The sequence below is a fragment of the Streptomyces sp. NPDC096132 genome (assembly GCF_044763345.1).
Taxonomy (GTDB): domain Bacteria; phylum Actinomycetota; class Actinomycetes; order Streptomycetales; family Streptomycetaceae; genus Streptomyces.
In genome coordinates, this window is record NZ_JBIWGA010000021.1 from 115,091 (window position 1) to 137,102 (window position 22,012).

Consider the following 22,012-nt stretch of genomic DNA (forward strand, 5'->3'; position numbering starts at 1 on the left):
CCCTCACCTCGTACCGCGTGCTTCCACGGCAGCATACGGCGGCTGTGGCGGCCGCCAGTCCGCGATGCCGTCGAAGCCGCGCAGGAACAGCGCCGGTCCCGCCGCCGACAGCGCGGCGATCGTGGTGTCGCGTACGGCGACGGCGACCGGGTGCGCGGCCATGGTGAGCCGCGCCGTGCGCACCGCCTTGCGGGCGATGGCCGTCGTACGGGGCAGGCGGGCCGCCGAGTACGCCGGGAGGTCGGCGCAGTGGTGCGCGAGGACGACGGCGTCCTCGATCGCCTGGTTGCCGCCCTGGCCGAGGCTCGGGGGCATGGCGTGGGCGGCGTCGCCGACGAGGGCGACCCGGCCGAGGTGGTGGGCGGGGAGGGGCTCGGCGAGGTGGTGGACGTCGTGGCGCAGGACGTCCTCGGGGCGGGCGGCGGCGAGGATCTCGGGGACGGGCCGGTGCCAGTCGCCGTACAGCCGCAGGAGTTCGGCGCGCTCGTCGGGGGCGCGTTCCCCGGCCGGGGCGGTGGCGGCGGCGTACGCGTACACGCGGCCGTCCTTGAGCGGGTGCGAGCCCCACAGCCGGCCGCGGCCCCAGGTCTCGTGCGAGGCGAACTCCACACCGGGCAGCGGGATCACGACCCGCCAGGTGGTGAAGCCGGAGTAGACCGGTCCGGGGTGGTCCGGGAAGAGGGCGCGGCGTACGGCGGAGTGGATGCCGTCGGCGGCGACCACCAGGTCGGCCTCCAGTTCGCCGCCGGGGACGCGCACCCTGGCCGGGCGGCCGGAGTCGCCGGGGTCGCCGGGGTCGGCGAGGGTGGCGGGCATGCCGGTGCGGACGGCGTCGGGCGGGAGCCGCGCGGTGAGGGTGGTGACGAGGGTGGCGCGGTGCAGCAGGACGAGGGGCCCGCCGAAGCGGGCCTCGGCCGCGGCCGCGCTGGAGCGGGAGAGCCAGCGGCCGGCCGGGGTGCGCAGCCCGCCGTCACCCTGCCAGGCGGCCAGGTCGCGGATCTCGTCGCCGACGCCGATGACGTCCAGGGCGCGCAGGGAGTTGGGGGCCAGGGAGATGGCCGCGCCGACGGGCGCGAGGGAGGCGGCCCGCTCCAGGACCGTGACCCGCCAGCCCCGCTGGTGCAGGGCCACGGCGGCGGTGAGGCCTCCGATCCCGCCGCCGACGACGACGGCGGCCCGTGACGGGCGTGCCTGGGACTGGGACTGGGGCTGTGCCGGTGTGCCTGACATGGCTCCTCCTCGGCTCCCACTACACCTGTAGTGCGACAACGCCTCGACCATACTACGGGTGTAGTTTCGGCGGTAGGTTGACCCCATGTCCGTACGCACCACCCCCGCCCCCGGCCCCTCCCGCGCCGACCTGGTCGCCGACACCGCCCTGGCCCTGCTCGCCGAGCGCGGGATGCGCGGGCTGACGCACCGGGCCGTCGACGAGGCCGCCGGGCTCCCCCAGGGCTCCACCTCCAACCTCGCCCGCACCCGTGAAGCCCTGTTGGGGCTCACCGTGCGTCGGCTCGCCGAGCGGGAGGCACGGGTGCTGGCCACGTCGGAGGCGCCGGACCCGAGCGGCGGCCCCGACGCGCTGGCGGGCGCCCTGGCCCTGGCGGTCCACCGCTCCCTGACCGGCCACCGCGACCTGCTCGTCGCCCGCTACGAACTCGCCCTGGAGGCGACCCGCCGCCCCCAACTGCGCGCCTTCTACGACACGGCGGGCGCCGTGTTCCGCGAACAGCTGACCGCGATGGTCACCGCGGCCGGCTCGACCGCCCCGGACCGGCACACGCTGTCCCTGGTGGCCTGGACGGACGGGCTGATGTTCTCCTGCGTGGCGGGGTCCTTCGGCAGCCGGACACCGAGCCTGGACGAGGTCCGCGAGGGGCTGCGCGAGCTGCTGGCCGGGATGCTCGGCGGCTGAACGCCCTCGTCGCCGCGCCGAAAACCCGTGGTCGTGGCAGGCGCGTTGAGAAATCATGCGGAGATGACGACTCAGCGCACCGAGCCCGCCCAGAACGCCGACGAACGCACCATGCTGGAAGGCTGGTTGGACTACCACCGGCAGACATTGGCCTGGAAGTGCGAGGGCCTCACCGACGCCCAGCTCCGCACGGCCTCGGTACCGCCGTCCGAACTGTCCCTGATCGGGCTGGTGCGGCACATGGCGGAGGTGGAACGCAGCTGGTTCCGCGCGGTGCTGAAGGGCGACGACCCCGGCCCGATCTACTACAGCGAGGCCGACCCCGACGGCGAGTTCCACCTCACCGAGGAGGACACCTGGGAGGAGGCGTACGCCACCTGGCAGGCCGAGATAGCGGCCGCCCGGCAGTGCGCGGCCGACTTCGCGCTGGACGACCTCTCGCGGGGCAAAGCCAGGTCCACCCAGGAGCAGTTCAGCCTGCGCTGGATCTACACGCACATGATCGAGGAGTACGCCCGTCACAACGGCCACGCCGATCTGCTCCGCGAGCGCATCGACGGCGCGACTGGCGAGTGACGTCAGCCCCGACGGGCCCGCGCCCTCCCTGAGGGGGACGAGATCACCCGTACGGGGCAACCTCCGCTCGTCCGCGGTGGCACGCGCGGCCGGAACCACCAGAGTTGCGCGGGTGCATCGAACGACGACGACAACCGCGACGCTCCTGGTCATGGCCCTCTCGGCCCTCTCCGGCTGCGTCACCGTCCAGCGCCCGCCCGTGCCGGGCCCGCCCGCCGCCGTGCCGTCCCCGCCGTCCGCGCCCCGGCCGGACGGCCTGGCCGGGACACAGGTCGTGCAGGCCCCTGCCCGCGAGGCACTGGAGATGGTCGGACCGTCCCGGAAACCGGCGGCCACGACGCTGAGGCAACGACAGCGGCAGCCGGCCACCGGAGCGGCTCCCGCCGAACGGCCACCGTCGTCCCACTCGCACCAGCAGCACCACCGTGCGCAGCCCCGGCCCGCTCACCCGGACCCCCGACGGCACGCGCGGCCGCACGTCGACATCCCGGACGTGGAGGCGGAGGTGCACCGGAACACCGATGTGTGCGCCCTGGGCAGGAAGTACGGCGGCTGGCGGGGCGACAGCCCGGAGGCGGTGATCTGCGAGCAGGCGTACGGCCGCTAGGGCGGGCTCACTCCCGCTCGTCCCCCAGTTGCAGTTCCATCCGTCTGATCACCGCCCGCAGGTCGTTCCCGTAGCGGTCGTCCGCCAGTACGGCGACCGCTCCGCGGGCCCGGCGCAGATGGGTGCGGGCGGCTTCCGGGCGACCGAGCTTGGCGTAGTCCGCCGCGAGGTTGAGGTGCAGCGAGGGGTACAGGGCCCGGACCTCCCGGGAGCCCTTCTGCTCCTCCGCCGCGGTCAGCGCCCGCAGGTCCCAGGCCAGCTCGTCGAAGGGATCGTCCTGGGTGTCGGCCAGGTAGTGCGCCAGGGTGCAGCGGTGCAACGGGTCGCCGTCCTCGGCGACCTCGGCCCACAGATCGAGGAACCGTCTGCGGGCCTCCTCCCGGTCGCCGCCGTGATGCAGCATCACCGTCTGCCCGATCCGCGTCAGCAGAGCGTCCTGTGCCGTCTGCCCCTGCCGCTCCGCCACCGCGACCTCCTAGCGTCCCTGGGACGACGCTAGCCGCACCGGCGGCCGATCCCGCTCAGGCAGCACCGGACCGGCCCATGACGGAACCGGCCCGGCGTGGCCACACACCTACGGAAGGTTCGGGATCGTCCAGTCGATCGGGGCGTGGCCCTGCTGGGCGACGGCCTCGTTGATCTGCGTGAACGGGCGGGAGCCGAAGAACTTCTTCGCCGACAGCGGGGAGGGGTGCGCGCCCTTGACCACGATGTGCCGGGACTCGTCGATCAGCGGGAGCTTCTTCTGGGCGTAGTTGCCCCACAGGACGAAGACGGCCGGGTCGGGCCGGTCGGCGACGGCGCGGATCACCGCGTCCGTGAACTTCTCCCAGCCCTTGCCCTTGTGCGAGTTCGCCTCCCCGGAGCGGACCGTGAGGACCGCGTTGAGCAGCAGGACGCCCTGCTGGGCCCACGGCATCAGATAGCCGTTGTCCGGGATGGGCGTGCCCAGCTCCGCGTGCATCTCCTTGTAGATGTTGCGCAGGGACGGCGGGATCTTCACACCCGGCCGCACCGAGAAGCACAGGCCGTGGCCCTGGCCCTCGCCGTGGTACGGGTCCTGGCCGAGGACCAGGACCTTCACCTGCTCGTACGGCGTCGCGTCGAGCGCGGCGAACACCTCCTCGCGCGGAGGGTAGACGGGACCCTTCCCTCGCTCCTCCTCGACGAACTCGGTCAGCTCCTTGAAGTAGGGCTGCTGCAGCTCGTCGCCCAGGACCCCGCGCCAGGACTCGGGCAGCATGGCGGTGTCGGTCACGTCAACGTCCTTATGTCGTGCGGTCACTTCAGGTACCAGAACCTACAGGCGACCACTGACAGTCCGCCGCTACCAGCTGGTCTTCCGGTACAGCTCCCACATCGTCATCATGGTCGCCGGGTCGATGACCTTCTCGAGACCGGAGATCTCCTCGTCGCCGGCCACGTACTGCTTGCCCTGCCACAGCGGCAGCAGCCGTGCGTCGTCCACGAAGATCTGCTGAGCCTCCTCGATCTGCTGCTTCACCGCCGCGCGGTCACTCTCCGCGCGCGACTCCGGCAGCAGCTTGCCGGTGATCGTGGGGGACTTGTACGGGGTCCCGAGCGCGTTCTGCTCGCCCACGAAGGGCGCGATGAAGTTGTCGGCGTCGTTGAAGTCGGGGAACCAACCGCGTCCGAACACCGGGTACTCGCCGTCCTGGTAGCCCTTGACGTAGGTCTTCCACGGGCGGCTCTTGAGGGTGATCGTGAAGAGGCCGGAGTCCTCCAGCTGGCGCTTCAGCTCCTCGAAGGCGGGCTTGGTCGTCGAGCCGTAGCGGTCGGTGGTGTACCAGAGGGTCAGCGGGACGCGCTCGGTGATCCCCGCTTCGGTGAGGAGCTTCTTGGCCTTGGCCACGCTGGGGTTTCCGAAGTCGTCGAAGAAGCCCGTGGTGTGGCCGATGAGTCCGGCCGGGACCATCGAGTACAGCGGCTCGACGGTGTCCTTGTAGACGTTGTGCACGAGCGCCGAGCGGTCGACGAGCTGGGCGATGGCCTTGCGGACCGCGGGCTTCGCGGCCCACGGGTCGCTGGGGTTGAACACCAGGTAACTGATCTCGGTGGTGGGGTTCTCCACCAGCTGGAGCCCCTCGTCCTTCTGGTTGGTGTCGATGTCCACGATGTCGGAGGCACCGAGACCGCGGTAGACGACCGCGATCTCCTTGTTCTTGAGAGCCTTGACCATGTCGTCCGACTGCTGGAAGTAGCGGATGGTGACGGCGTCGTTCTTGCGGTCCGCTATGCCCTTGTAGTTGTCGTTGCGGACGAGTTCGGCCTTCTCGCCCTCGTCGTAGGAGTTGAGGCGGTAGGGCCCCGAACCGGTGATCTTCCCGTCCTCGCGGAGCGCTGTCGCGGGGTACTCCTCGGGGTCCACGATCGACATGGCGGGCGTGGTGAGCACCAGGGGGAAGGTGGCGTCGGGCTGGCTGAGACGGAAGATGACCTCGCGGTCGCCCTTCGTCTGCACCTGGGAGAGAGTGCCCAGCAGGCCCGCGGGGCCGCCGTTGACGTTGATCTTCTTGATCCGGTCGATCGAGTACTTGACGGCCTCGGCGTCCAGCGTGTGCCCGTTGGAGAACTTCAGTCCCTCGCGCAGCGTGCAGCTGTACACGGTGCTCGTCGTGTCCGTGAACTCACAGCTCTCGGCGGCGTCGGGTTCGGGGGTGGTTCCACCGGGCTTGTAGTTCAGGAGCGTCTGGTAGACGTTGCGGAACAGCTCCCAGGAGCTGTCCCAGGAGGCCGCGGGGTCCAGCGTGGACGGGGCACTGGTGGTGCCCACGACGATCGGTCCGGCGTCCTCGGAGCTCTCGTCTCCCAGAAGACCGCATCCGCTCACCAGGGATATGGACGCGATCACCGCCACATGCTGCAACGATCGGTTCCGGTTGAACACGCACACGCTCCTCGATAAAGCCATGCCAAGAGTGGCCAGACCATACCGCAGGCCCACGCAGGCTCAACCTGCGAGAGGAAAGCGTTATTGATCAGCGAGAAAACGTGACGACGTTGTCATGTGCCTGGATGCCCCCTGGAGTCGACACGGGCGCCGGTTCCGTCCAGGAACCGGCGCCCGTGCGGGGTCACAGGTGAGACTCAGCCCACACCGGCGTTGAGGAAGATGCCGCCGTCGACGACAAGCGTCTGGCCGGTGATCCAGTCCGACTGCTCCGAGGTGAGGAACGCGGCGGTGCCGCCGATGTCGGAGGGCACGCCGAGCCGGCCCAGCGGGTAGGCGGCGGCCGCCTCCGCCTCCCGGCCCTCGTACAGGGCCTGGGCGAACTTGGTCTTCACGACGGCCGGGGCGATCGCGTTGACCCGCACGCGAGGGGCGAACTCGTGCGCCAGCTGCTGGGTCAGGTTGATCATCGCGGCCTTGCTGATGCCGTACGCGCCGATGAAGGGCGAGGCCGACAGGCCCGCGACGGAGGCGATGTTGACGATCGCGCCGCCGTTGTCCTTCTGCCAGGCGTGCCAGGTCCTCTGGGCGAAGCCGAGGGCGGAGACCACGTTGGTCTCGAAGACCTTGCGCGCCACGTCGAGGTCGAGGTCGGCGATCGGCCCGAACACCGGGTTGGTGCCCGCGTTGTTGACCAGGTAGTCGACGCGGCCGAAGGCCTCCATCGTGGCGTCGACGGCGGCCGCCTGGTGCCCGAGGTCGTGCGCCTTGCCGGCCACGCCGATGACCCGGTCGGCGCCGAGCTGCTCGACGGCCTCCTTCAGCGCGTCCTCGTTGCGGCCGGTGATGCACACCCGGTCGCCGCGGGCGACGAGGGCCTCGGCGACGCCGTAGCCGATGCCTCGGCTGGCGCCCGTGACGAGCGCGACCTTGCCGGAGAGTTCCACTGTCATGTCCTGGCCCCTAGTCGAGCGGTCCGCCGGCCACGTACAGCACCTGGCCGGAGACGAAGCCGGCGGCCTCGTTGGTGAAGAAGGCGATCGCGTTGGCGATGTCGTCGGGCTCGCCGACGCGCGCCACGGGGATCTGGGTGGCGGCCGCGGCCTTGAACTCCTCGAAGCCCATGCCGACCCGGGCGGCGGTCGCGGCGGTCATGTCGGTGGCGATGAAGCCGGGGGCGACGGCGTTGGCGGTGATGCCGAACTTGCCGAGCTCGATGGCGAGGGTCTTGGTGAAGCCCTGCAGACCGGCCTTGGCGGCGGAGTAGTTGGCCTGGCCGCGGTTGCCAAGTGCCGAGGAGGAGGACAGGTTGACGACACGGCCGAAGCCGGCGTCGACCATGTGCTTCTGGACGGCCTTGGTCATCAGGAACGAGCCGCGCAGGTGCACGTTGAGGACCGTGTCCCAGTCGGACGCGCTCATCTTGAACAGCAGGTTGTCGCGGAGCACGCCCGCGTTGTTGACGAGGATCGTCGGGGCGCCGAGCTCCGCGACGACCCGGGCGATCGCGGCCTCGACCTGGGCCTCGTCGGAGACGTCGGCGCCGACCGCGATGGCCTTGCCGCCGGCCGCGGTGATCTTCTCCACGGTGTCCTTGCAGGCGGCCTCGTCGAGGTCGATCACGGCGACCGCGCGGCCCTCGGCGGCCAGCCGTACGGCGGTGGCGGCTCCGATGCCGCGCGCCGCGCCCGTGACTACGGCGACCCGCTGCTCAGTGGTGGACATTGCTGTTTCTCCTCGCCCTTGAGAAAGCCCGAGTGATGAGGCCTGGACTGCGCCCCGGTGAGCACCGGCCGTTCACGAGTGGTGAGCGACCGCTTAGTACCTTCGGCAGACGTGACGCTAGAAGCCCTGGCACCGGGTGTCAACGCCACACGGCGCCGGTGTGATCCATTACCTCACCAGGAGCTCCAGCAACCGTCCGGTCTCGGCCGCCGGATCGGTGGTGAGCCCGGTGTGCACCGGCCCCGGCTGCACCACCGTGGAGCGCGGCGCGACCAGCCAGCGGAACCGGCGTCCGGCGTCGTCGCCCGCGGCCTGACCGGCCCCGGCACCGCCGCCGCACACCCCTTCGACGGCCGACAGCGCCGCCCTGATCCCGGTCACGTCCGCACCGGGGTCCAGGGCGAGCAGTCGCGCCTCGTCGAGATGGGTGCGGGCGCCGACGTAGGCCTGGGCGCGGCAGTAGACCAGCACCCCGGCGTTGATGCACTCGCCGCGCTCGACACGGGGGACGACCCGCAGCAGGGCGTACTCGAACACGTCCCGGCCGCCGCCCTGGCCCGTCCGGGTGATGTGGCGCTCGGTCACATGCCCGGCCATGTGGATGTGGTGCTCGCTCACTTGCCCTCCTCGATGCCGGTGATGCGCTCGGCGATGACGGCCGCCCGGGCCAGCAGGGGCCGCGCATAGGCCCGCCTGAGGTCGTCCGGGGTCTCGAAACCCGGCTCGTCCGCGAGCCAGACGTCGGGGATCTCCGCGGTGACCTCGTCGAGCAGGTCGGCGGTGACCAGCGGGGCGAGCCGCTCCGCCGCGCCGGCGACGTCCGGGGCGAAGGTCGCGAGGGCGTGGTCGGAGGCGTCGTAGGGGCGGGCCGCGGAGGTCTCGGCGGTGGGCCAGTTGTGCTGCCAGATCATGGTGGCGCCGTGGTCGATGAGCCACAGGTCGCCCTGGTGGCGCAGCAGGTTGGGATTGCGCCAGGACCGGTCGACGTTGTTCACGAGCGCGTCGAACCAGACGATCCGGCCCGCCTCCTCGGGGCTCACCGGGAAGGCGAGCGGGTCGAAGCCGAGGGCTCCGGAGAGGAAGTCCATGCCGAGGTTGGTGCCGCCGCTGGACCGGAGCAACTCCTGCACCTGCGGGTCGGGTTCGCCGAGCCCCAGCACCGGGTCGAGGTCCACGGTCACCAGCCGGGGCATCCGGAAGCCGAGCCGGCGGGCGAGTTCGCCGCAGACGACCTCCGCGACGAGCGTCTTGCGGCCCTGTCCGGCGCCGGTGAACTTGATGACGTAGATCCCGAAGTCGTCGGCCTCGACGAGCCCCGGCAGCGAGCCGCCCTCACGCAAGGGTGTGAGGTAGCGGGTGGCGGTGACTTCCTTGAGCATCGCCCCAGGTTACTGGGGGCTCGGGGGCCGCGGCCGACAGCTTCGCGACAGCTCTGGCTTACGCGGGTCTGATCTCGAACCGGTCAATATCTCGACACTGTCCGGACTTGGCGCGGGCGCTGAACAAGGCGCCCGCGCCGACCGTACCTCTCGACAGATCCATGCACCCCCTCGAAGGGAAACCCCAGCATGACCAGCGCATCGTTCCAGTCCTCGTCGGGACCCGCCCGCCGTACCGTCATGGCGGCCGCCGGAGCTGCGGGGCTTTCCGTCGCGCTGACCGCGTGCGGAGGGTCCGACGACGACTCCTCGAGCTCGTCGGCGTCGTCCGGCGGGACGACCGGGTCCACCGGTTCGACGGGCGCCAGCGAGTCGGCGAGCACCGGCGGCACGGGCGGCGGGGACAGCGCGGCCGGGTCGGCGCTGACCACGACCGCCGACATCCCCGAGGGCGGCGGAAAGATCTTCGACTCCGAGAAGGTGGTCGTCGTCCAGCCGACGGCGGGCACGTACAAGGCCTTCTCGGCCGTGTGCACCCACCAGGGCTGCGCGGTGAAGAGCATCGCCGAGGGGGTCATCAACTGCCCCTGTCACAACAGCAACTTCTCGATCGAGGACGGCAGTGTGAAGAGCGGTCCGGCGACGCAGGCGCTGCCCGAGGTGAAGATCACCGTCAGCGGCGACTCGATCACCCTGGCCTGACGTCCGGCTGCCGGAAGCAGGCCAGCACCTCGTCCGTGGTCGCGACCGTGGCGACCAATGCGAGGGTGTGGCGGATCATCGCGGGGGTGTAGTCGGCAGGCACCCCCGCGATGGCGTCCGACGGCACGACGGCCGTGTAGCCCCGGTTGACGGCGTCGAAGACGGTGTTCGGGATCGCGACGTTGGCCGAGACGCCGGTGATCACCAGGGTGCGGCAGCCCAGGTTGCGCAGCAGGGCGTCGACGTCGGTGCCCTGGATCGGCGACAGCCCGTGCAGCCGTCGTACGACGAGGTCCTGCTCGGCGGCCTCGACCGGGGGCGCGAGGCGGGTGGCGTCGGTGCCGGTGAGCTGCTGGACTGGCAGGCGCTCGGCGGCGCGGAAGAGGCGTGCGTTGCGGTTGGCGCCCCGGCCGTCGGGGCGGCGCTCGGCGACGGCGTGGAGGACCTGGACGCCGGCCGCGTGGGCGGCGGCGACCAGTCGGGCGACATTGCCGAGAGCTCCCGACTCCCGTGCCTCCGCGGCCAGTCGGGGCAGCGCGGCACCGGGTCCGACGACGCCCCGCTGGCACTCCACCGTGATCAGGACGGTGGACGCGGGGTCGAGGAGTTCGCTGAGCTCTTCGGGCGACGGCACGGCTCCCCCTGGTGTCGGCAACCTTGCTTTTCTGACGAAGCGTCAGAAAAGTGGTACGGGACAAGCAGTACACGCGAAACAGCGACAAGAGAAGAAGAGGGGGCCGGATGACCGTCACTCAGCGCCGGGGCCGGAAGATCATGATGACGTCGGGTGAGCTGGACGCGTTCCTCACCACCCAGCGCACCTGCCGGGTGGCCACCGTGTCCGCCGACGGCGCCCCGCATGTGAGCGCCCTGTGGTTCCTGTGGGACGGCAGCGCGCTGTGGCTGTACTCGGTCGTGCGCAGCAAGCGCTGGACACAGCTGTGCCGCGATCCGCGGGTGGCGATCGTGGTCGACACGGGCGAGGAGTACGAGTCGCTGCGGGGTGTCGAGCTGTCCGGCACCGTGGAGTTCGTGGGCGAGGCCCCGCGCACCGGGGAGCTGTGCGCCGAACTCGACGCCGTGGAGACGCTGTTCGCGCGCAAGAACTTCGGCTTGGACGCGATGCCGCACGACGGGCGGCACGCGTGGGTGCGGCTGAAGCCGGAGAAGGTCGTGACCTGGGACTTCCGCAAGCTGGGAGACCAGTAGGTCAACCGACAGCGGCCCCGGCCGACTTGAGCGCCTCGACCGCCGCCCGGATCGACGGACGGCGGTCCGCGTCCGCCCGCCAGACCACGTAGACATGCCGGCGCACCCGCTGCTTGAGCGGAACCATGACGACCCCCTCGGGCACCGGGTGGCGGCCCAGCAGCGGTGCGATGCAGACTCCCAACCCGGCGGCGACCAGGCCCAGTTGGGTGTGGGTCTCGGCCGCCCGGTGTCCGACGATCGGTTCGACGCCCCGCGAACGCAGCGTGAACATCAGCCACTCGTGGCAGAACTCGCCCTCGCCCCAGGTGATCCACTCATCCTCGGCGAACTCCCCGAGATCCACCTCGTCCCGGCCCGCGAGCGGATGCCCGGCCGGCATGGCGACATCGGCGGGATCGTCCAGGATAGGCGCCTTGACCAGCCCGTCCGGCACCGGCATCGGCTTGTTGTACCAGTCCAGGACGACCGCGAGATCCAGATCGCCGCGGACGACCCCCGCCACGCCGTTCTCCGGCTCCAGCTCGCAGGAGCGCAGCCGCAGCCCGGGGTGCGCCTTGCGCAGTTCGGCGAGCGCGACGGGGAACAGCCCGCGCGCGGCGGTCGGGAACGCGGAGAGCCGCAACTCCCCCGCCACCTGCCCGCGTTGGGCCTCCAGGTCGGACTGCGCCAGCTCGACCTGGGACAGGATCCGGGACGCGTGGTCGGCGAGCAGCCGCCCGGCGTCCGTCAGCCGCACCCCTCGCCCGTGCTTGGCGAGGAGCCGCTGCCCGACCTCCCGCTCCAGCTTGGCCAACTGCTGCGAGACGGCCGAGGTCGTGATGTGCAGCCCCGTCGCGGCGGCGCTGACCGAGCCGTGCCGGGCGAGGGCGTCGAGGGTGCGCAGGCGCTCCAGGTTCAACATGTAAGCAATTCTACGAGATACCGGGTGCGAATTCTCGATTGTGCTACGTGGTCAGGATCCAGCATCGTTACGGTCATGACCACCGTCACCGACACCGCCATGCCCACCTCCGCGTCCACCACCACCCGCCCCCGCCGCACCCTCGACTGGCGCCTGCGCTTCGGCGCGCTCTCGCTGATCTGGGGCTTCAGCTTCCTGCTCATCAAGGTGGGGACCCACGGCTACGCCCCCTTCCAGGTCACCCTGGGCCGGCTGGTGTTCGGTACGGCGGTGCTGGCGGCCGCGATGGTGGTGAAGCGGGAGCGACTGCCGCGCGGGGCGCGCACCTGGGCGCATCTGACGGTCGCCGCGTTCCTGCTCAACGCCCTGCCGTTCTCCCTCTTCGCCTACGCCGAGCTGACGATCCCGTCCACGCTGGCCGGCATCTGCAACGCGACCTCGCCCCTGTGGGGCATGGCCCTCTCCCTGATCGCCCTGTCCGAGGACCGGCCGACCCGGGTCCGGGTCGCGGGCCTGGGCCTGGGCTTCCTCGGCGTCCTGACGGTCCTGGGCGCCTGGCAGGGCTTCCACGGCCTGGACGCCCGGGGCACCGCCATGGCGCTGCTGGCCTCGCTGAGCTACCCGATCGGCTGGATCTACGTCCGCCGCACGCTGGCGGGAACGGGAGGATCGGCGCTGTCGATGACGGGCGCCCAGCTGTTCGTCGCCAGCCTCCAGCTGGCCGTGGTCACCCCGCTGTTCACTAGCGTGCCGACCCACTTCCCGCTGCTGCCGCTGCTGGCCATCGCCGCGCTGGGCGCCCTCGGCACCGGTCTGGCCCTGCTGATCCAGTACGGCCTGGTCAGCGAGGTCGGCCCGACGACCGCGCAGATGGTCACGTACTTCATCCCGGTGATCGCCACGGGGGCGGGGGTCGCGCTGCTGGGCGAGTCGCTGACCTGGTCGACACCGGTGGGGGCGGTGATCGTGCTGGCGGGGGCGGCGCTGACTCAAGCGAGGGGCAGGTCGTAGACCGTAGGGGGTGCGGTGCACTCACGGGTGCGGGTCCGTCGTGGCCGGTCGCGCGGTTCCCCGCGCCCCTTGAGGTGGGACCACTCACCCTGCGTCTATACGTAACTCCGCGCCGGTGACGGCCCCACTGCCGAGGCCACCGCATCCGCCAGCGGGCCGATCTCCTCCTTCGTCAGCGTCGACACCGTGATGCGGATCGCCGGCGCGGAACCGAGACGGAACCGCGCCCCCGGCGCCACCGCCCACCCGGCGTGCAGCAACCGCGCCACCACCCCCGTCTCGTCCGGCACGGGAACCCACACGTTCATCCCGCTCCGGCCATGAGAGGCAACCCCCCGCTCGGCCAGCGCGGCCATCAACGCGTCGCGCCGCCGCCGGTAGGAAGTGGCCACCCCGTGGCCGTCCACCGCGCCGTCCGCCCACAACCGCGCCACGGCCCGCTGCACCAGCAGACTCACCCACCCGGGCCCCAGCCGCTGCCGCCCCCGCACCCGGTCGACCGTCACCTCGTCGCCCGTCAGGACGGCGAGCCGCAGATCGGGCCCGTACGCCTTGGCCACCGAGCGGACGAAGGCCCAGTGGCGGGTGACGCCCGCGAGGGGGTGCAGGGGCAGGTCGACGATGCCGTGGCCGTGGTCGTCCTCGATCAGCAGGGTGCCGGGGTGGTCGGCGAGGACGGCCCGCAGTTCCTCCGCCCGGGAGGCGCTCATGGACGCGCCCGTGGGGTTCTGTGCCCGGTCGGTGACGAGCACGGCGCGGGCCCCCGCCTCCAGCGCGGCGCGCAGATCACCGGGGAGCGGCCCCTCGTCGCCCATGCCCACCGGGACCGTGCGCAGCCCGAGCGCGGGGACGAGGTCGAGGGTCCGCCCCCAGCCGGGGTCCTCGACGGCCACCCCGTCACCGGGTTTGAGGTGCGCCACCAGCACCCGCTCGACGGCGTCCAGGGAGCCGGACGCCACGGTGAGGGGTCCGGCGGGTACGCCGTCGGCGTCGAGCGCGGCGCGGGCGAGCCGGGCCAGCTCGGGGTCGACCGGGTCGGCGCCGTACAGGACCGGTTCCCGGTCGGCCCGCTCGGCGGCCGCCGCGAAGGCGCCCGCGAGCGGGGGCAGCAGGGCCGGGTCGGGGTTGCCGTCCGCCAGGTCGCGGACCCCGGCCGGGACGTCGACGCGCACCTTCTCGCGGCCGGTGGTGGCCGGCTTGGGCCGCACCCGGCTGCCCCGGCGCCCGTGCGTCTCGATCACCCCGCGCTCGCGCAGGGTGCGGTACGCGGCCGCGACGGTGTTCGGGTTCACACCGAGCGCGACCGCCAACTCCCGCATCGGTGGCAGTAGTTGGCCCGGTTCCAGCGCACCCTCGCCCACCGCGCGCTCGATGCTCGCGGAAATGTCTGCTGCGCGCCGACCTTTGATCGGATACTCTCCTAGCACAAAGCAGATTATGCACTAGTGCAATGGAGAACACCAATGCAGGGGACCCACCAGCCGACACCGCAGCCCGCCGCGTACCCCGCGACCGACCGCACGGTCCCCACGCGTGCCGCGCACAAGGCCTCCTACGACAAGGAACTGGTGCACGCGATACTCGACGAGGGATACGTCTGCCACCTCGGCTTCGTCCGCGACGGCGCGCCGGTCGTGCTGCCGACGCTGTACGGCCGGGTCGGCGAGACCCTCTATGTGCACGGCTCCACGGGCTCGCGCCCGCTGCGGATGGCGGGCCAGACCGACCCGGGACTGCCGGTGTGCCTGACGGTGACGCACGTGGACGGTCTGGTCCTGGCCCGCTCGGCCTTCCACCACTCGATCAACTACCGCTCGGTCGTGGTGCACGGCCTCGCGTACGACGTCACCGACCCGGAGGAGAAGCGCGCCGCCCTCGACGCCCTGGTCGACCATGTCGTCCCCGGCCGCGCCGCCGACTCCCGCCCGGCCAACAAGAAGGAACTGGCGGCGACCGCGGTGATCCGTCTCGACCTGAACGAGGTCTCCGCCAAGACCCGCACCGGCGGTGTGAACGAGGAGCCCGAGGACCTGGCCCTCCCCCACTGGGCCGGCGTGGTCCCCCTGCGCAAGGGCTACGGCACCCCGCTCCCCGAGGCCGACCTCGTCCCCGGCACCGAACTGCCGGACTACCTGGCGGTGCTGTGATGCTCGTCCACCCCTGGGACGCGCCCCGCGACGACACCGAGTGGCAGAGCTGGCTGGCCGCGCACGACTTCGGCCAGCTGGCCGTCAACGGCCTCGCGGGCGAGCCGCCGTTCGTCCAGCCCCTGCACTTCGCCTACGACGCCGCCCGCGGCGAGGCGCTCACCCATCTGGCCCGCGCCAATCCGCTCTGGCCCGCTCTGGAGGCGAACCCGGAGGTCGTGCTGAGCGTGGTCGACGACTACGTGTTCGTCCCCGGCCCCTGGCAGGCGCCCCCGGACGGCCCGGCCGAGCACGGCACGCCGACCAGCTTCTACGCGGCGGTCCAGCTCCGCTGCACGGCCCGTGTCGTGGACGACCCGGCCGCCAAGGCCGACCTCCTCAACCGCCAGCTGAACCACTTCCAGCCGGAGGGCGGCTCGGCCCGGGCAACGGTGGGCCAGGCACCGTACGGCCGCCTGCTCTCCGGCATCCGGGGCATCCACCTCGAAGTGAAGGACGTACGGGCGAAGTTCAAGTACGCAGGCCATCGCGCACCCGAAATCCAGGACCGCATCGGGGCCGCCCTGGCGACCCGTGGCGGCCCGGGCGACACGGCGGCCCGAGAGCACCTCCTACGACGCCGCACCGTCTGACCTCCGAGGGCGCCACGCCGTCTGCCCCGGAGCCGTCAGGCCGACCGGCCGACCGGCTGCGACAGCCACGGCGAGCAGTGGTGACGACGGACCACTCTGCATCGGTGATCCCGGTCGCGCCCGCCGGACTGAGCCGTAGCCCGGAGGTTCGTCGAACTGGCCGACACTCCGGCGGACCGGCCGGTCGCGCACCGGAGATCGTCGCGCTAGGCGACGGTCGAGGGCGTCGGCAGCTCCCTTTCCGGGGTGCCGCCGGCCACCGGCTCCGGGGAGCCCTTGGCAGGGGTGGACGACTGTGCGATGAAGGCGCCGAGGAGCACCACGGCACCGCCCGCGATCTGCGGCGGCGACAGGTGCTCGCCGAGCAGGATCCACGCGAGGACGGTCGCGATGACCGCCTCCAGACAGGCCACCACCCCCGCGACCTGCGGGGACAGTCGGCGCACCGAGACCACGCCGGTGACGTAGGCGACGACCGTGGCGATCAGCACGATCCACGTGAGCAGCAGCCAGGCCGGCACGTCGGTGCCGTTCATGTCGGCGGTGTGCCCGAGCACGGACCAGTCCAGGCCCCAGGGACGGGCGACGACGGTCAGCACCAGGGCGCCGACGAGCAGGCCGTAGGCGATCACGCCGAGCGGGTCGGGGACGTCGTCGCCGGAGTCGCTGCCCTGGTCGGACAGGACGAAGTAGCCGACCTGGCAGCAGGCGGCGGCCAGCGCGAGCAGCAGACCGAGGGCGTCGAAGCGGAGCCCCGACCACACCTCGACGACACAGGCGAGGCCTCCCACCGCGAGGACCACACCGAGCGCGGCGCCGCGGGTCACCGGCCGCCCCTGCACGAACCGCACCCAGCCGAGCACCAGGGCGGGCGCGAGGTACTCCAGGAGCAGCGCGACGGCGACGGGCATGCGGGAGATCGAGGCGAAGTAGAAGGCCTGCACCCCGGCCACGCCGAGCAGACCGAACCCGGCGAGCAGCGCGGGACGGCTGCGCAGCAGCGCGCGATGGCGGACGGCGAGCGGCAGCATCACCAGGGCGGCGCCGGTCACCCTCAGCCACACCACGTGCAGCGGGTCGAGCCCCGCCTCGATCAGCGGCTTGGCCGCGACTCCCGATCCGCCGAAGGCGATCGCCGACCCGACCGCCAGACCGAGCCCGATGCCCTTTCCGCGGTTGCCCTGACTGCTCACAGACGTACGCACCGGCACATGATGACAGGCGACGACATGACCGTCACCCCCGTTGACACCTGTCTCGGAGGGCGGACGGGAAGGCCTGTTCCGGAAGGCGGTCGGAGGGAGCAGGGAAGCGGGCCGGTTCAGTAGGCGGCCTCGCCGCCCCCGGCGTACTCCTCCAGGCCGTCCTCGATCCGCGCGCGCAGCTCGTACACGTCGACGCCGGCGTGCGTGAGGACCTCGACGGCCCGGGCCTCCGGGTCCGCGACGATCGCCGCCAGCAGGTCCACTCCCCGGGCCGGGGTGCCCTCGCGCCGGGCGGCACTCGCGCAGGCCTGCTCCAGCGCGGCGGCGGCCACGGGCGAGAAGCCCACCACGGCTGTCGCGACAGGAAGGGCACGGGTGTCCTCCGCGGCCGCGGCGGCGGGCAGGGCTCCGGGCACGTCCGTCACCACGGGCAGCGCGCCGGAGTCCTCGACGCCGCTCTGCCAGCGCAGGCCGTAGCCGATGCTGCGCTGCACGAGGTAACCGAGCAGCCGGGCGAGCTGGGGTCCGCCGTCGAAGGCGGCGCGGACCCGGGGGTCGTGTTCCAGCAGCGAGTGCAGGAGGTGGGCGGTGTCGATCTGCCGGTCCCCGTCACGCACCGCCCGTCGGCGGGCAGCGGCGAGCGCCGCCGCGGACTCGGCGTCGAGCCTGGGGTCGTCGTCCGTCCCGTGCGTCGCCTGGTCACGCGTCGACTGCCGGGGAATACGGGGTTGCACATCCCCACCCCATCAGCCCCGGCCCACCGGGTCATCGCCGGAGGGAAGCATTTTCGCGTCCCACGCAGAGCGGACACCGGCAGACGAAATCTCCTCCTTACGGAGGAGATCAGGCCGCCCCGACCCGCAGGGGGCGCGCCGCCTTGCCACGTACCCGTCGACCGGCGCACGGGCCGACCCGGTGCCGTGAGGGAATTCCTCCACACTCCCTGACGGTTCATCAGTATTGAATGTTCGAGGCCCTGGGGTTACGTTCCGCGACACCGCAGCCCGAGTTGCCCGACACGAAGAGGTGGTCGCATGGCCGAAGTCAGCGCGGAGGCACGCATCCAGGCACCGGCCGAGAAGGTGTGGGCCCAGCTCACCGACTGGCCGGCGTACGGGGAGTGGAACGCGACCCACACCAACTTCCCCCAGGGCGGGCCCGAGAACCTCGAAGTGGGCGCGACCTTCCAGGAGAACATGAAGCTGATGGGCTTCCCGGCCGAGGTCGAGTGGACGGTCGCGGAGCTGGAACCGGCACGGGTGCTGGTCATCCGCGGCAAGGGCCCGATGGCGGTGTCGGTCGCCACCCGCTACACCCTCACCCCCGACGGCGACGCCACCACGGTCCGCATCGACGGCGAGTTCACCGGCGCCGCCGTGTCGCTGATGGCGGGCAAGCTGAAGGACTCGGGAACGGCCGCGCTGAACGAGTCGCTGCGCAAGCTGGGCGGCCTGGTGGCCTGACCCCGGGACGGCCCCGACACACGAGGGCGCCCCGCGGATGTCTCCGCGGGGCGCCCTGACCGTCGTAGGACTCAGTCCTCGTCGGCGAGGATCAGGTACAGCTTCTTGCGGGCCTCGTTGATGACCGCGAGCGCCTTCTCGCGCTGCTCCTTGCTGCCGGTCTTCCAGACCTGCCCGAAGGCCTCCATCAGACCGAAGCCGGCCTGACGGATCTCGCTGAGCGCCTCCCAGTCGACCCCGCGCGAGGCCTCCTCCCAGGGGGCGTCCGGCCCTTCCTCGGCCGCCGTGCGGCCCTCGTCGGTGAGCGAGAACAGCTTCTTGCCGCCTTCGCTCTCACTGCTGATCAGGCCCTCGTCCTCCAGGAGCTGGAGGGTCGGGTACACCGAACCCGGGCTGGGCTTCCACGCCCCGCCGCTGCGCTCGGCGATCTCCTGGATCATCTCGTAGCCGTGCATCGGACGGTCCTTGAGCAGGGCCAGGATCGAGGCCCGTACGTCACCGCGCCGCGCCCTCCCCCTGGGGCCGCCGCGCCCTCGTCCGCCCCAGGGGCCGGGACCGAAGCCCGGGCCGCCCGGTCCGAAGCCGGGACCGCCGGGGCCGAACCCCGGACCACCCGGGCCGAAGGGCCCGAAGGCCGCACGCCGTCCGTCCGGACCGCCGAAACCGCCGCGGCCGCGCCGGGGGCCGCCCTGTCCATGTCCACGCTCGAATCCGTGGGTACGCATCGCAAACCACTCCTTCATTCCATCGTTGATCTGTCGCGATGCGTCAACGATATATCGGAACAGTTCGCTTGGCAAGACCCCGCCCCAAAGGCCCTGCCGCATAGGGTGCGGACATGACATCGCAGCGCGGCTCCGACTCGTACCTCTCCGAACTGTTCTCGCTGGACGGCCTGGTCGCCCTGGTGACGGGCGGCAGTTCCGGCATCGGCCGGGCCATCGCCGGGTCGCTCGCGCGGGCCGGGGCGAGCGTGGTGATCGTGGCCCGCCGTGAGTCGGAACTGGTCGCAACCGTCGACGAGTTGATCAAGGAGGGCTGCCGGGCGGCCTGGGTGAGCGCCGATCTGAGCACCCGCGACGGGGTGCGTACGGCGGCGGAGGGGGCGGCCGGCGTGTTCGGCGAGCCCGACATCCTCGTCAACTGCGCCGGCATCAACGTGCGGCCGCCGATGAGCGAGCTGGGCGAGGACGTCTGGGACGCCACGATGGCCGTGAACCTGGAGGCGCCCTACCTGCTGGGCCTGCGCTTCGGCCCCCGCATGGCCGAGCGGGGCTACGGGCGGATCATCCACATCACGTCCCAGCAGGCGCACCGGGCCTTCGTCCAGAGCGGCGCCTACGGTGTCTCCAAGGGGGCGCTGGAGTCACTGGCCCGGTCCCAGGCCGAGGCGTGGTCGCCGCACGGCGTCACCTGCAACACGCTCGTGCCCGGCTTCGTGATGACGCCGCTCAACGCGCGCCTGTCGTCCGATCCCGAGAGGGTGGCGGCCCTCGCCGCCCGCACGATGGTCGGCCGCAACGGCCTGGCCGAGGACTTCGCCGGAGCGGCGGTGTTCCTGGCCTCCCGCGCCTCCGGCTATGTCACCGGGCAGGCGCTCTTCGTCGACGGCGGGTTCTCCGTCCACTGAACCGCCTGCCCGGCGACACCGAACGCGTGCCCCGGCGAACGGGACGGCTACGCCGCCTGCGGGGTGAAGCGCCGCAGCGAGTCGCCGCCCGGCTCGACGATGCCGTAGCTGCTCTCGGGCACCTCGTTCCAGGCGCCCGGGAGATCGCCCAGCGGTTCGGAGACCACGAGCCGTGTCTCGTCGCCGACACCGCGCAGAAAGGCGATGTCGGGGTGGAGCTGACGCAGGGTCTCCACCGCGGTGGAGTAGAAGAGCGAGCGGGACTGTGCCTGGCTGGAGTAGCGGAAGCCCCACAGGCGCTCCCCGTCGGCGACCGCGACCGTCATCTGCAGCGGGAACTCCACGCCGTGCTCGTGACCGGTCCGCTCCACGAAGCCCGCCATCCGTTCGACGGCGGCCGGCGGATCCTGCTCCAGGCCGAAGGTGAGCGCCAGGTAGAACATCATCTCGGAGTCCGTCGAGCCCTCCATCTCGAGGAAGAGCTCCGGGTCGACGGCCAGGGCGAGGTCGCGCCGCAGGCGGTGGAAGTCGGCGATCGCCCCGTTGTGCATCCACATCCAGCGGCCGCGCCGGAAGGGGTGGCAGTTGGTCTGCTGCACCGCCGTGCCGGTCGTGGCCCGGATGTGGGCGAAGAACAGCGGGGAGCTGACATGGCGGGCGATCTCCCGCAGATTGCGGTTGCTCCACGCCGGGCCGATGTCCCGGAAGACGGCCGGGGTGTCGCCGTCCATGTCGGGCGCGTACCAGCCGATGCCGAAGCCGTCGCCGTTGGTGGTCTCCACGCCCATCCGGGAGTGCAGACTCTGGTCGATCAGTGAGTGCTCCGGTCTGTAGAGGATCGTGTCAAGGAGTACGGGCGTTCCCGAGTAGGCCAGCCATCGGCACATGGTCCTCAGCCTTCCTGATCACACGGACTGTCTTCCGGTACGGCCGTCCCGCCCGGTCCTCGCCTGCGTTCCCGGCCCGCGCGCCCGGCCGGCCACCGCTCCCCCGACACTCGGGTCGGGCGAGCGGCGCCGGTCGGGCGGCACGACGGATCACGTGTACTTGTCCGGCCGTACGACGCACAGGGCCCAGATGACGAACGCGGAGAAGGCGATCATCACGACCGACCAGACCGGGTAGTACGGCAGGGAGAGGAAGTTGGCGATGATGATGAGCCCGGCGATGGCCACGCCGCCGACTCGCGCCCAGGTCGCCGTCTGGAACAGCCCCAGGCTGACGATCACCGCGACCGCGCCGAGGATGAGATGGACCCAGCCCCAGCCGGTGAGGTCGAACTCGAAGACGTAGTTGCGCGTGGCGACGAAGATGTCGTCCTCGGCAATCCCCATGATCCCGCGGAAGATGTCCAGCACCCCGGCGATCATGAGGATGACCGCGGCGAACGCCGTCAGTCCCTCGGCCCATTGCCGCCTGGTCTCGTGCGCGCGAGTCGGGTTGGTCGTCATGCCCCTGCCTCGATTCGGTGTCATCGGTGTGGTGCGGCGGGCTCAGCGGTGCTGCGCGGAACCGTGCCCGCTCAGCACCAGCTCCTTGGCCCGGTTGAACTCCTCGTCCGTGATGTCCCCGCGGGCCTTGATCTCGGACAGCCTGGCGAGTTCGTCCACGCTGCTGGTCGTGCCACCCGAGCCCTTGGCGGTCTCGCGGATGTAGTCGTCGAACTGCTTCTGCTGGGCCTGCGCCTGCGCGATCTCCCGGCGGCCCATGTTCTTGCCCCGCGCCACGACGTAGACGAACACGCCCAGGAAGGGCAGACAGATGCAGAACACCAGCCAGCCGGCCTTGGCCCAGCCGCTGAGGTCGTCGTCGCGGAAGATGTCCACGATGACCCGGAACAGCAGCACGAACCACATGATCCACAGGAAGAAGATCAGCATGGTCCAGAAGGCGCTGAGCAGCGGATAGTCGTACGCGAGGTAGGTGTCCCCGGTCATGTCGGTCCTCCGTTCCGGGCCTGGGCCCGTCGGCCGTTCCCTGCCGTTTTCAGCGTGCG

Annotated in this window: 27 protein-coding genes; 10 read left to right on the top strand and 17 right to left on the bottom strand. The window is 71.6% G+C overall.

Translation table 11 applies throughout. From position 1 onward, the window contains the following. Positions 1-3 precede the first annotated feature (3 nt). Positions 4-1,230, bottom strand: coding sequence for an FAD-dependent monooxygenase (locus tag ACIRF9_RS37890; RefSeq protein ID WP_403831924.1), 1,227 nt, complete (start codon positions 1,228-1,230; stop codon positions 4-6). A gap of 85 nt (positions 1,231-1,315) precedes the next feature. Here ACIRF9_RS37890 and ACIRF9_RS37895 point away from each other — a divergent pair, with 85 nt between their 5' ends. The 3 genes from ACIRF9_RS37895 (at position 1,316) to ACIRF9_RS37905 (ending at position 3,098) form a co-directional block, all read left to right on the top strand. After that, positions 1,316-1,915, top strand: a complete 600-nt coding sequence (locus ACIRF9_RS37895; RefSeq protein WP_403831926.1) for a TetR/AcrR family transcriptional regulator — start codon at positions 1,316-1,318, stop codon at positions 1,913-1,915. 63 nt (positions 1,916-1,978) lie between these two features. Continuing rightward, positions 1,979-2,491, top strand: a complete 513-nt coding sequence (locus ACIRF9_RS37900; RefSeq protein ID WP_403831929.1) for a DinB family protein — start codon at positions 1,979-1,981, stop codon at positions 2,489-2,491. Between the two features lie 151 nt (positions 2,492-2,642). Beyond that, on the top strand, positions 2,643-3,098 hold the full coding sequence (locus tag ACIRF9_RS37905) for a hypothetical protein (protein WP_403831931.1): 456 nt from the start codon (positions 2,643-2,645) through the stop codon (positions 3,096-3,098). Between the two features lie 7 nt (positions 3,099-3,105). On the opposite strand, the gene ACIRF9_RS37910 is transcribed toward ACIRF9_RS37905, so the two are convergent. The 7 genes from ACIRF9_RS37910 to ACIRF9_RS37940 form a co-directional block, all read right to left on the bottom strand. Further along, positions 3,106-3,564, bottom strand: a complete 459-nt coding sequence (locus tag ACIRF9_RS37910; RefSeq protein WP_403831933.1) for a hypothetical protein — start codon at positions 3,562-3,564, stop codon at positions 3,106-3,108. 108 nt (positions 3,565-3,672) lie between these two features. Beyond that, positions 3,673-4,356 carry a uracil-DNA glycosylase gene (locus ACIRF9_RS37915; protein WP_403831935.1) on the bottom strand — a complete coding sequence of 228 codons (684 nt, stop codon included), beginning with the start codon at positions 4,354-4,356 and terminating at the stop codon, positions 3,673-3,675. 69 nt (positions 4,357-4,425) lie between these two features. Then, positions 4,426-6,006: an ABC transporter substrate-binding protein gene (locus ACIRF9_RS37920; protein ID WP_403831937.1), complete on the bottom strand. Its 1,581-nt coding sequence runs from the start codon at positions 6,004-6,006 to the stop codon at positions 4,426-4,428. A gap of 200 nt (positions 6,007-6,206) precedes the next feature. Then, positions 6,207-6,962 (bottom strand): SDR family oxidoreductase, encoded by a 756-nt coding sequence (locus tag ACIRF9_RS37925; protein WP_403831940.1) that lies wholly within the window; start codon positions 6,960-6,962, stop codon positions 6,207-6,209. Between the two features lie 10 nt (positions 6,963-6,972). Continuing rightward, positions 6,973-7,734 (bottom strand): 3-oxoacyl-ACP reductase FabG, encoded by a 762-nt coding sequence (gene fabG / locus ACIRF9_RS37930; protein ID WP_403831942.1) that lies wholly within the window; start codon positions 7,732-7,734, stop codon positions 6,973-6,975. A 168-nt stretch (positions 7,735-7,902) separates the two neighbouring features. After that, positions 7,903-8,331 carry a DUF3037 domain-containing protein gene (locus tag ACIRF9_RS37935; protein ID WP_403832063.1) on the bottom strand — a complete coding sequence of 143 codons (429 nt, stop codon included), beginning with the start codon at positions 8,329-8,331 and terminating at the stop codon, positions 7,903-7,905. A gap of 17 nt (positions 8,332-8,348) precedes the next feature. Then, positions 8,349-9,113: a HipA family kinase gene (locus ACIRF9_RS37940; protein WP_403831944.1), complete on the bottom strand. Its 765-nt coding sequence runs from the start codon at positions 9,111-9,113 to the stop codon at positions 8,349-8,351. Positions 9,114-9,302: 189 nt separating this feature from the next. Here ACIRF9_RS37940 and ACIRF9_RS37945 point away from each other — a divergent pair, with 189 nt between their 5' ends. After that, positions 9,303-9,815, top strand: a complete 513-nt coding sequence (locus ACIRF9_RS37945) for a Rieske (2Fe-2S) protein (protein ID WP_403831946.1) — start codon at positions 9,303-9,305, stop codon at positions 9,813-9,815. Here ACIRF9_RS37945 and ACIRF9_RS37950 read toward each other — a convergent pair. Continuing rightward, a complete protein-coding gene (locus tag ACIRF9_RS37950; protein WP_403831948.1) occupies positions 9,802-10,449 on the bottom strand; it encodes a cysteine hydrolase in 648 nt (215 codons plus the stop codon). The two genes, ACIRF9_RS37945 and ACIRF9_RS37950, sit on opposite strands and share 14 nt — an antisense overlap. A gap of 107 nt (positions 10,450-10,556) precedes the next feature. Here ACIRF9_RS37950 and ACIRF9_RS37955 point away from each other — a divergent pair, with 107 nt between their 5' ends. Next, positions 10,557-11,024 (top strand): pyridoxamine 5'-phosphate oxidase family protein, encoded by a 468-nt coding sequence (locus ACIRF9_RS37955; RefSeq protein ID WP_403831949.1) that lies wholly within the window; start codon positions 10,557-10,559, stop codon positions 11,022-11,024. 1 nt (position 11,025) lies between these two features. Here ACIRF9_RS37955 and ACIRF9_RS37960 read toward each other — a convergent pair whose 3' ends face one another. Continuing rightward, positions 11,026-11,928, bottom strand: a complete 903-nt coding sequence (locus ACIRF9_RS37960) for a LysR family transcriptional regulator (protein ID WP_403831952.1) — start codon at positions 11,926-11,928, stop codon at positions 11,026-11,028. A gap of 75 nt (positions 11,929-12,003) precedes the next feature. On the opposite strand from ACIRF9_RS37960, the gene ACIRF9_RS37965 reads away from it, so the two are divergent. Further along, positions 12,004-12,939 carry a DMT family transporter gene (locus ACIRF9_RS37965; protein ID WP_403831954.1) on the top strand — a complete coding sequence of 312 codons (936 nt, stop codon included), beginning with the start codon at positions 12,004-12,006 and terminating at the stop codon, positions 12,937-12,939. Positions 12,940-13,034: 95 nt separating this feature from the next. Here the strand turns inward: ACIRF9_RS37965 and ACIRF9_RS37970 are convergent, their stop codons facing one another. Next, complete coding sequence (locus ACIRF9_RS37970; protein WP_403831957.1) at positions 13,035-14,366, bottom strand: aminotransferase class I/II-fold pyridoxal phosphate-dependent enzyme; 1,332 nt, start codon at positions 14,364-14,366, stop codon at positions 13,035-13,037. 36 nt (positions 14,367-14,402) lie between these two features. Here ACIRF9_RS37970 and ACIRF9_RS37975 point away from each other — a divergent pair, with 36 nt between their 5' ends. Both ACIRF9_RS37975 and ACIRF9_RS37980 read left to right on the top strand, forming a co-directional pair. Continuing rightward, positions 14,403-15,086, top strand: coding sequence for a pyridoxamine 5'-phosphate oxidase family protein (locus ACIRF9_RS37975; RefSeq protein WP_403831960.1), 684 nt, complete (start codon positions 14,403-14,405; stop codon positions 15,084-15,086). Next, complete coding sequence (locus tag ACIRF9_RS37980) at positions 15,086-15,718, top strand: FMN-binding negative transcriptional regulator (RefSeq protein ID WP_403831962.1); 633 nt, start codon at positions 15,086-15,088, stop codon at positions 15,716-15,718. Before ACIRF9_RS37975 ends, ACIRF9_RS37980 begins: the two co-directional genes overlap by 1 nt. Before the next feature lie 206 nt (positions 15,719-15,924). On the opposite strand, the gene ACIRF9_RS37985 is transcribed toward ACIRF9_RS37980, so the two are convergent. Beyond that, on the bottom strand, positions 15,925-16,929 hold the full coding sequence (locus ACIRF9_RS37985; protein WP_403831964.1) for an EamA family transporter: 1,005 nt from the start codon (positions 16,927-16,929) through the stop codon (positions 15,925-15,927). Positions 16,930-17,039: 110 nt separating this feature from the next. Beyond that, the gene (locus ACIRF9_RS37990) at positions 17,040-17,657 is read right to left on the bottom strand and encodes a Clp protease N-terminal domain-containing protein (protein WP_403831967.1); all 618 of its coding nucleotides are present in this window, start codon (positions 17,655-17,657) and stop codon (positions 17,040-17,042) included. 300 nt (positions 17,658-17,957) lie between these two features. On the opposite strand from ACIRF9_RS37990, the gene ACIRF9_RS37995 reads away from it, so the two are divergent. Further along, a complete protein-coding gene (locus tag ACIRF9_RS37995) occupies positions 17,958-18,386 on the top strand; it encodes an SRPBCC family protein (RefSeq protein WP_403831969.1) in 429 nt (142 codons plus the stop codon). 71 nt (positions 18,387-18,457) lie between these two features. Here ACIRF9_RS37995 and ACIRF9_RS38000 read toward each other — a convergent pair whose 3' ends face one another. Next, positions 18,458-19,111, bottom strand: a complete 654-nt coding sequence (locus ACIRF9_RS38000; RefSeq protein WP_403831971.1) for a PadR family transcriptional regulator — start codon at positions 19,109-19,111, stop codon at positions 18,458-18,460. A gap of 113 nt (positions 19,112-19,224) precedes the next feature. Here ACIRF9_RS38000 and ACIRF9_RS38005 point away from each other — a divergent pair, with 113 nt between their 5' ends. Beyond that, positions 19,225-20,016: an SDR family NAD(P)-dependent oxidoreductase gene (locus ACIRF9_RS38005; protein ID WP_403831973.1), complete on the top strand. Its 792-nt coding sequence runs from the start codon at positions 19,225-19,227 to the stop codon at positions 20,014-20,016. 47 nt (positions 20,017-20,063) lie between these two features. On the opposite strand, the gene ACIRF9_RS38010 is transcribed toward ACIRF9_RS38005, so the two are convergent. The 3 genes from ACIRF9_RS38010 to ACIRF9_RS38020 form a co-directional block, all read right to left on the bottom strand. Beyond that, a complete protein-coding gene (locus ACIRF9_RS38010; RefSeq protein WP_403831975.1) occupies positions 20,064-20,903 on the bottom strand; it encodes a class II glutamine amidotransferase in 840 nt (279 codons plus the stop codon). 150 nt (positions 20,904-21,053) lie between these two features. After that, the gene (locus ACIRF9_RS38015) at positions 21,054-21,467 is read right to left on the bottom strand and encodes a hypothetical protein (protein WP_403831977.1); all 414 of its coding nucleotides are present in this window, start codon (positions 21,465-21,467) and stop codon (positions 21,054-21,056) included. Positions 21,468-21,509: 42 nt separating this feature from the next. After that, positions 21,510-21,953 (bottom strand): SHOCT domain-containing protein, encoded by a 444-nt coding sequence (locus tag ACIRF9_RS38020; RefSeq protein ID WP_403831980.1) that lies wholly within the window; start codon positions 21,951-21,953, stop codon positions 21,510-21,512. Between the last annotated feature and the right edge of the window lie 59 nt (positions 21,954-22,012).

Bases quoted from the DNA above. Each gene is read 5' to 3' on its own strand.
- ACIRF9_RS37890 (WP_403831924.1), bottom strand. From the start codon at position 1,230: ATGTCAGGCACACCGGCACAGCCCCAGTCCCAGTCCCAGGCACGCCCG.
- ACIRF9_RS37895 (WP_403831926.1), top strand. From the start codon at position 1,316: ATGTCCGTACGCACCACCCCCGCCCCCGGCCCCTCCCGCGCCGACCTG.
- ACIRF9_RS37900 (WP_403831929.1), top strand. From the start codon at position 1,979: ATGACGACTCAGCGCACCGAGCCCGCCCAGAACGCCGACGAACGCACC.
- ACIRF9_RS37905 (WP_403831931.1), top strand. From the start codon at position 2,643: ATGGCCCTCTCGGCCCTCTCCGGCTGCGTCACCGTCCAGCGCCCGCCC.
- ACIRF9_RS37925 (WP_403831940.1), bottom strand. From the start codon at position 6,962: ATGACAGTGGAACTCTCCGGCAAGGTCGCGCTCGTCACGGGCGCCAGC.
- fabG (WP_403831942.1), bottom strand. From the start codon at position 7,734: ATGTCCACCACTGAGCAGCGGGTCGCCGTAGTCACGGGCGCGGCGCGC.
- ACIRF9_RS37935 (WP_403832063.1), bottom strand. From the start codon at position 8,331: ATGGCCGGGCATGTGACCGAGCGCCACATCACCCGGACGGGCCAGGGC.
- ACIRF9_RS37940 (WP_403831944.1), bottom strand. From the start codon at position 9,113: ATGCTCAAGGAAGTCACCGCCACCCGCTACCTCACACCCTTGCGTGAG.
- ACIRF9_RS37945 (WP_403831946.1), top strand. From the start codon at position 9,303: ATGACCAGCGCATCGTTCCAGTCCTCGTCGGGACCCGCCCGCCGTACC.
- ACIRF9_RS37955 (WP_403831949.1), top strand. From the start codon at position 10,557: ATGACCGTCACTCAGCGCCGGGGCCGGAAGATCATGATGACGTCGGGT.
- ACIRF9_RS37960 (WP_403831952.1), bottom strand. From the start codon at position 11,928: ATGTTGAACCTGGAGCGCCTGCGCACCCTCGACGCCCTCGCCCGGCAC.
- ACIRF9_RS37965 (WP_403831954.1), top strand. From the start codon at position 12,004: ATGACCACCGTCACCGACACCGCCATGCCCACCTCCGCGTCCACCACC.
- ACIRF9_RS37975 (WP_403831960.1), top strand. From the start codon at position 14,403: ATGCAGGGGACCCACCAGCCGACACCGCAGCCCGCCGCGTACCCCGCG.
- ACIRF9_RS37980 (WP_403831962.1), top strand. From the start codon at position 15,086: ATGCTCGTCCACCCCTGGGACGCGCCCCGCGACGACACCGAGTGGCAG.
- ACIRF9_RS37995 (WP_403831969.1), top strand. From the start codon at position 17,958: ATGGCCGAAGTCAGCGCGGAGGCACGCATCCAGGCACCGGCCGAGAAG.
- ACIRF9_RS38000 (WP_403831971.1), bottom strand. From the start codon at position 19,111: ATGCGTACCCACGGATTCGAGCGTGGACATGGACAGGGCGGCCCCCGG.
- ACIRF9_RS38005 (WP_403831973.1), top strand. From the start codon at position 19,225: ATGACATCGCAGCGCGGCTCCGACTCGTACCTCTCCGAACTGTTCTCG.
- ACIRF9_RS38010 (WP_403831975.1), bottom strand. From the start codon at position 20,903: ATGTGCCGATGGCTGGCCTACTCGGGAACGCCCGTACTCCTTGACACG.
- ACIRF9_RS38015 (WP_403831977.1), bottom strand. From the start codon at position 21,467: ATGACGACCAACCCGACTCGCGCGCACGAGACCAGGCGGCAATGGGCC.
- ACIRF9_RS38020 (WP_403831980.1), bottom strand. From the start codon at position 21,953: ATGACCGGGGACACCTACCTCGCGTACGACTATCCGCTGCTCAGCGCC.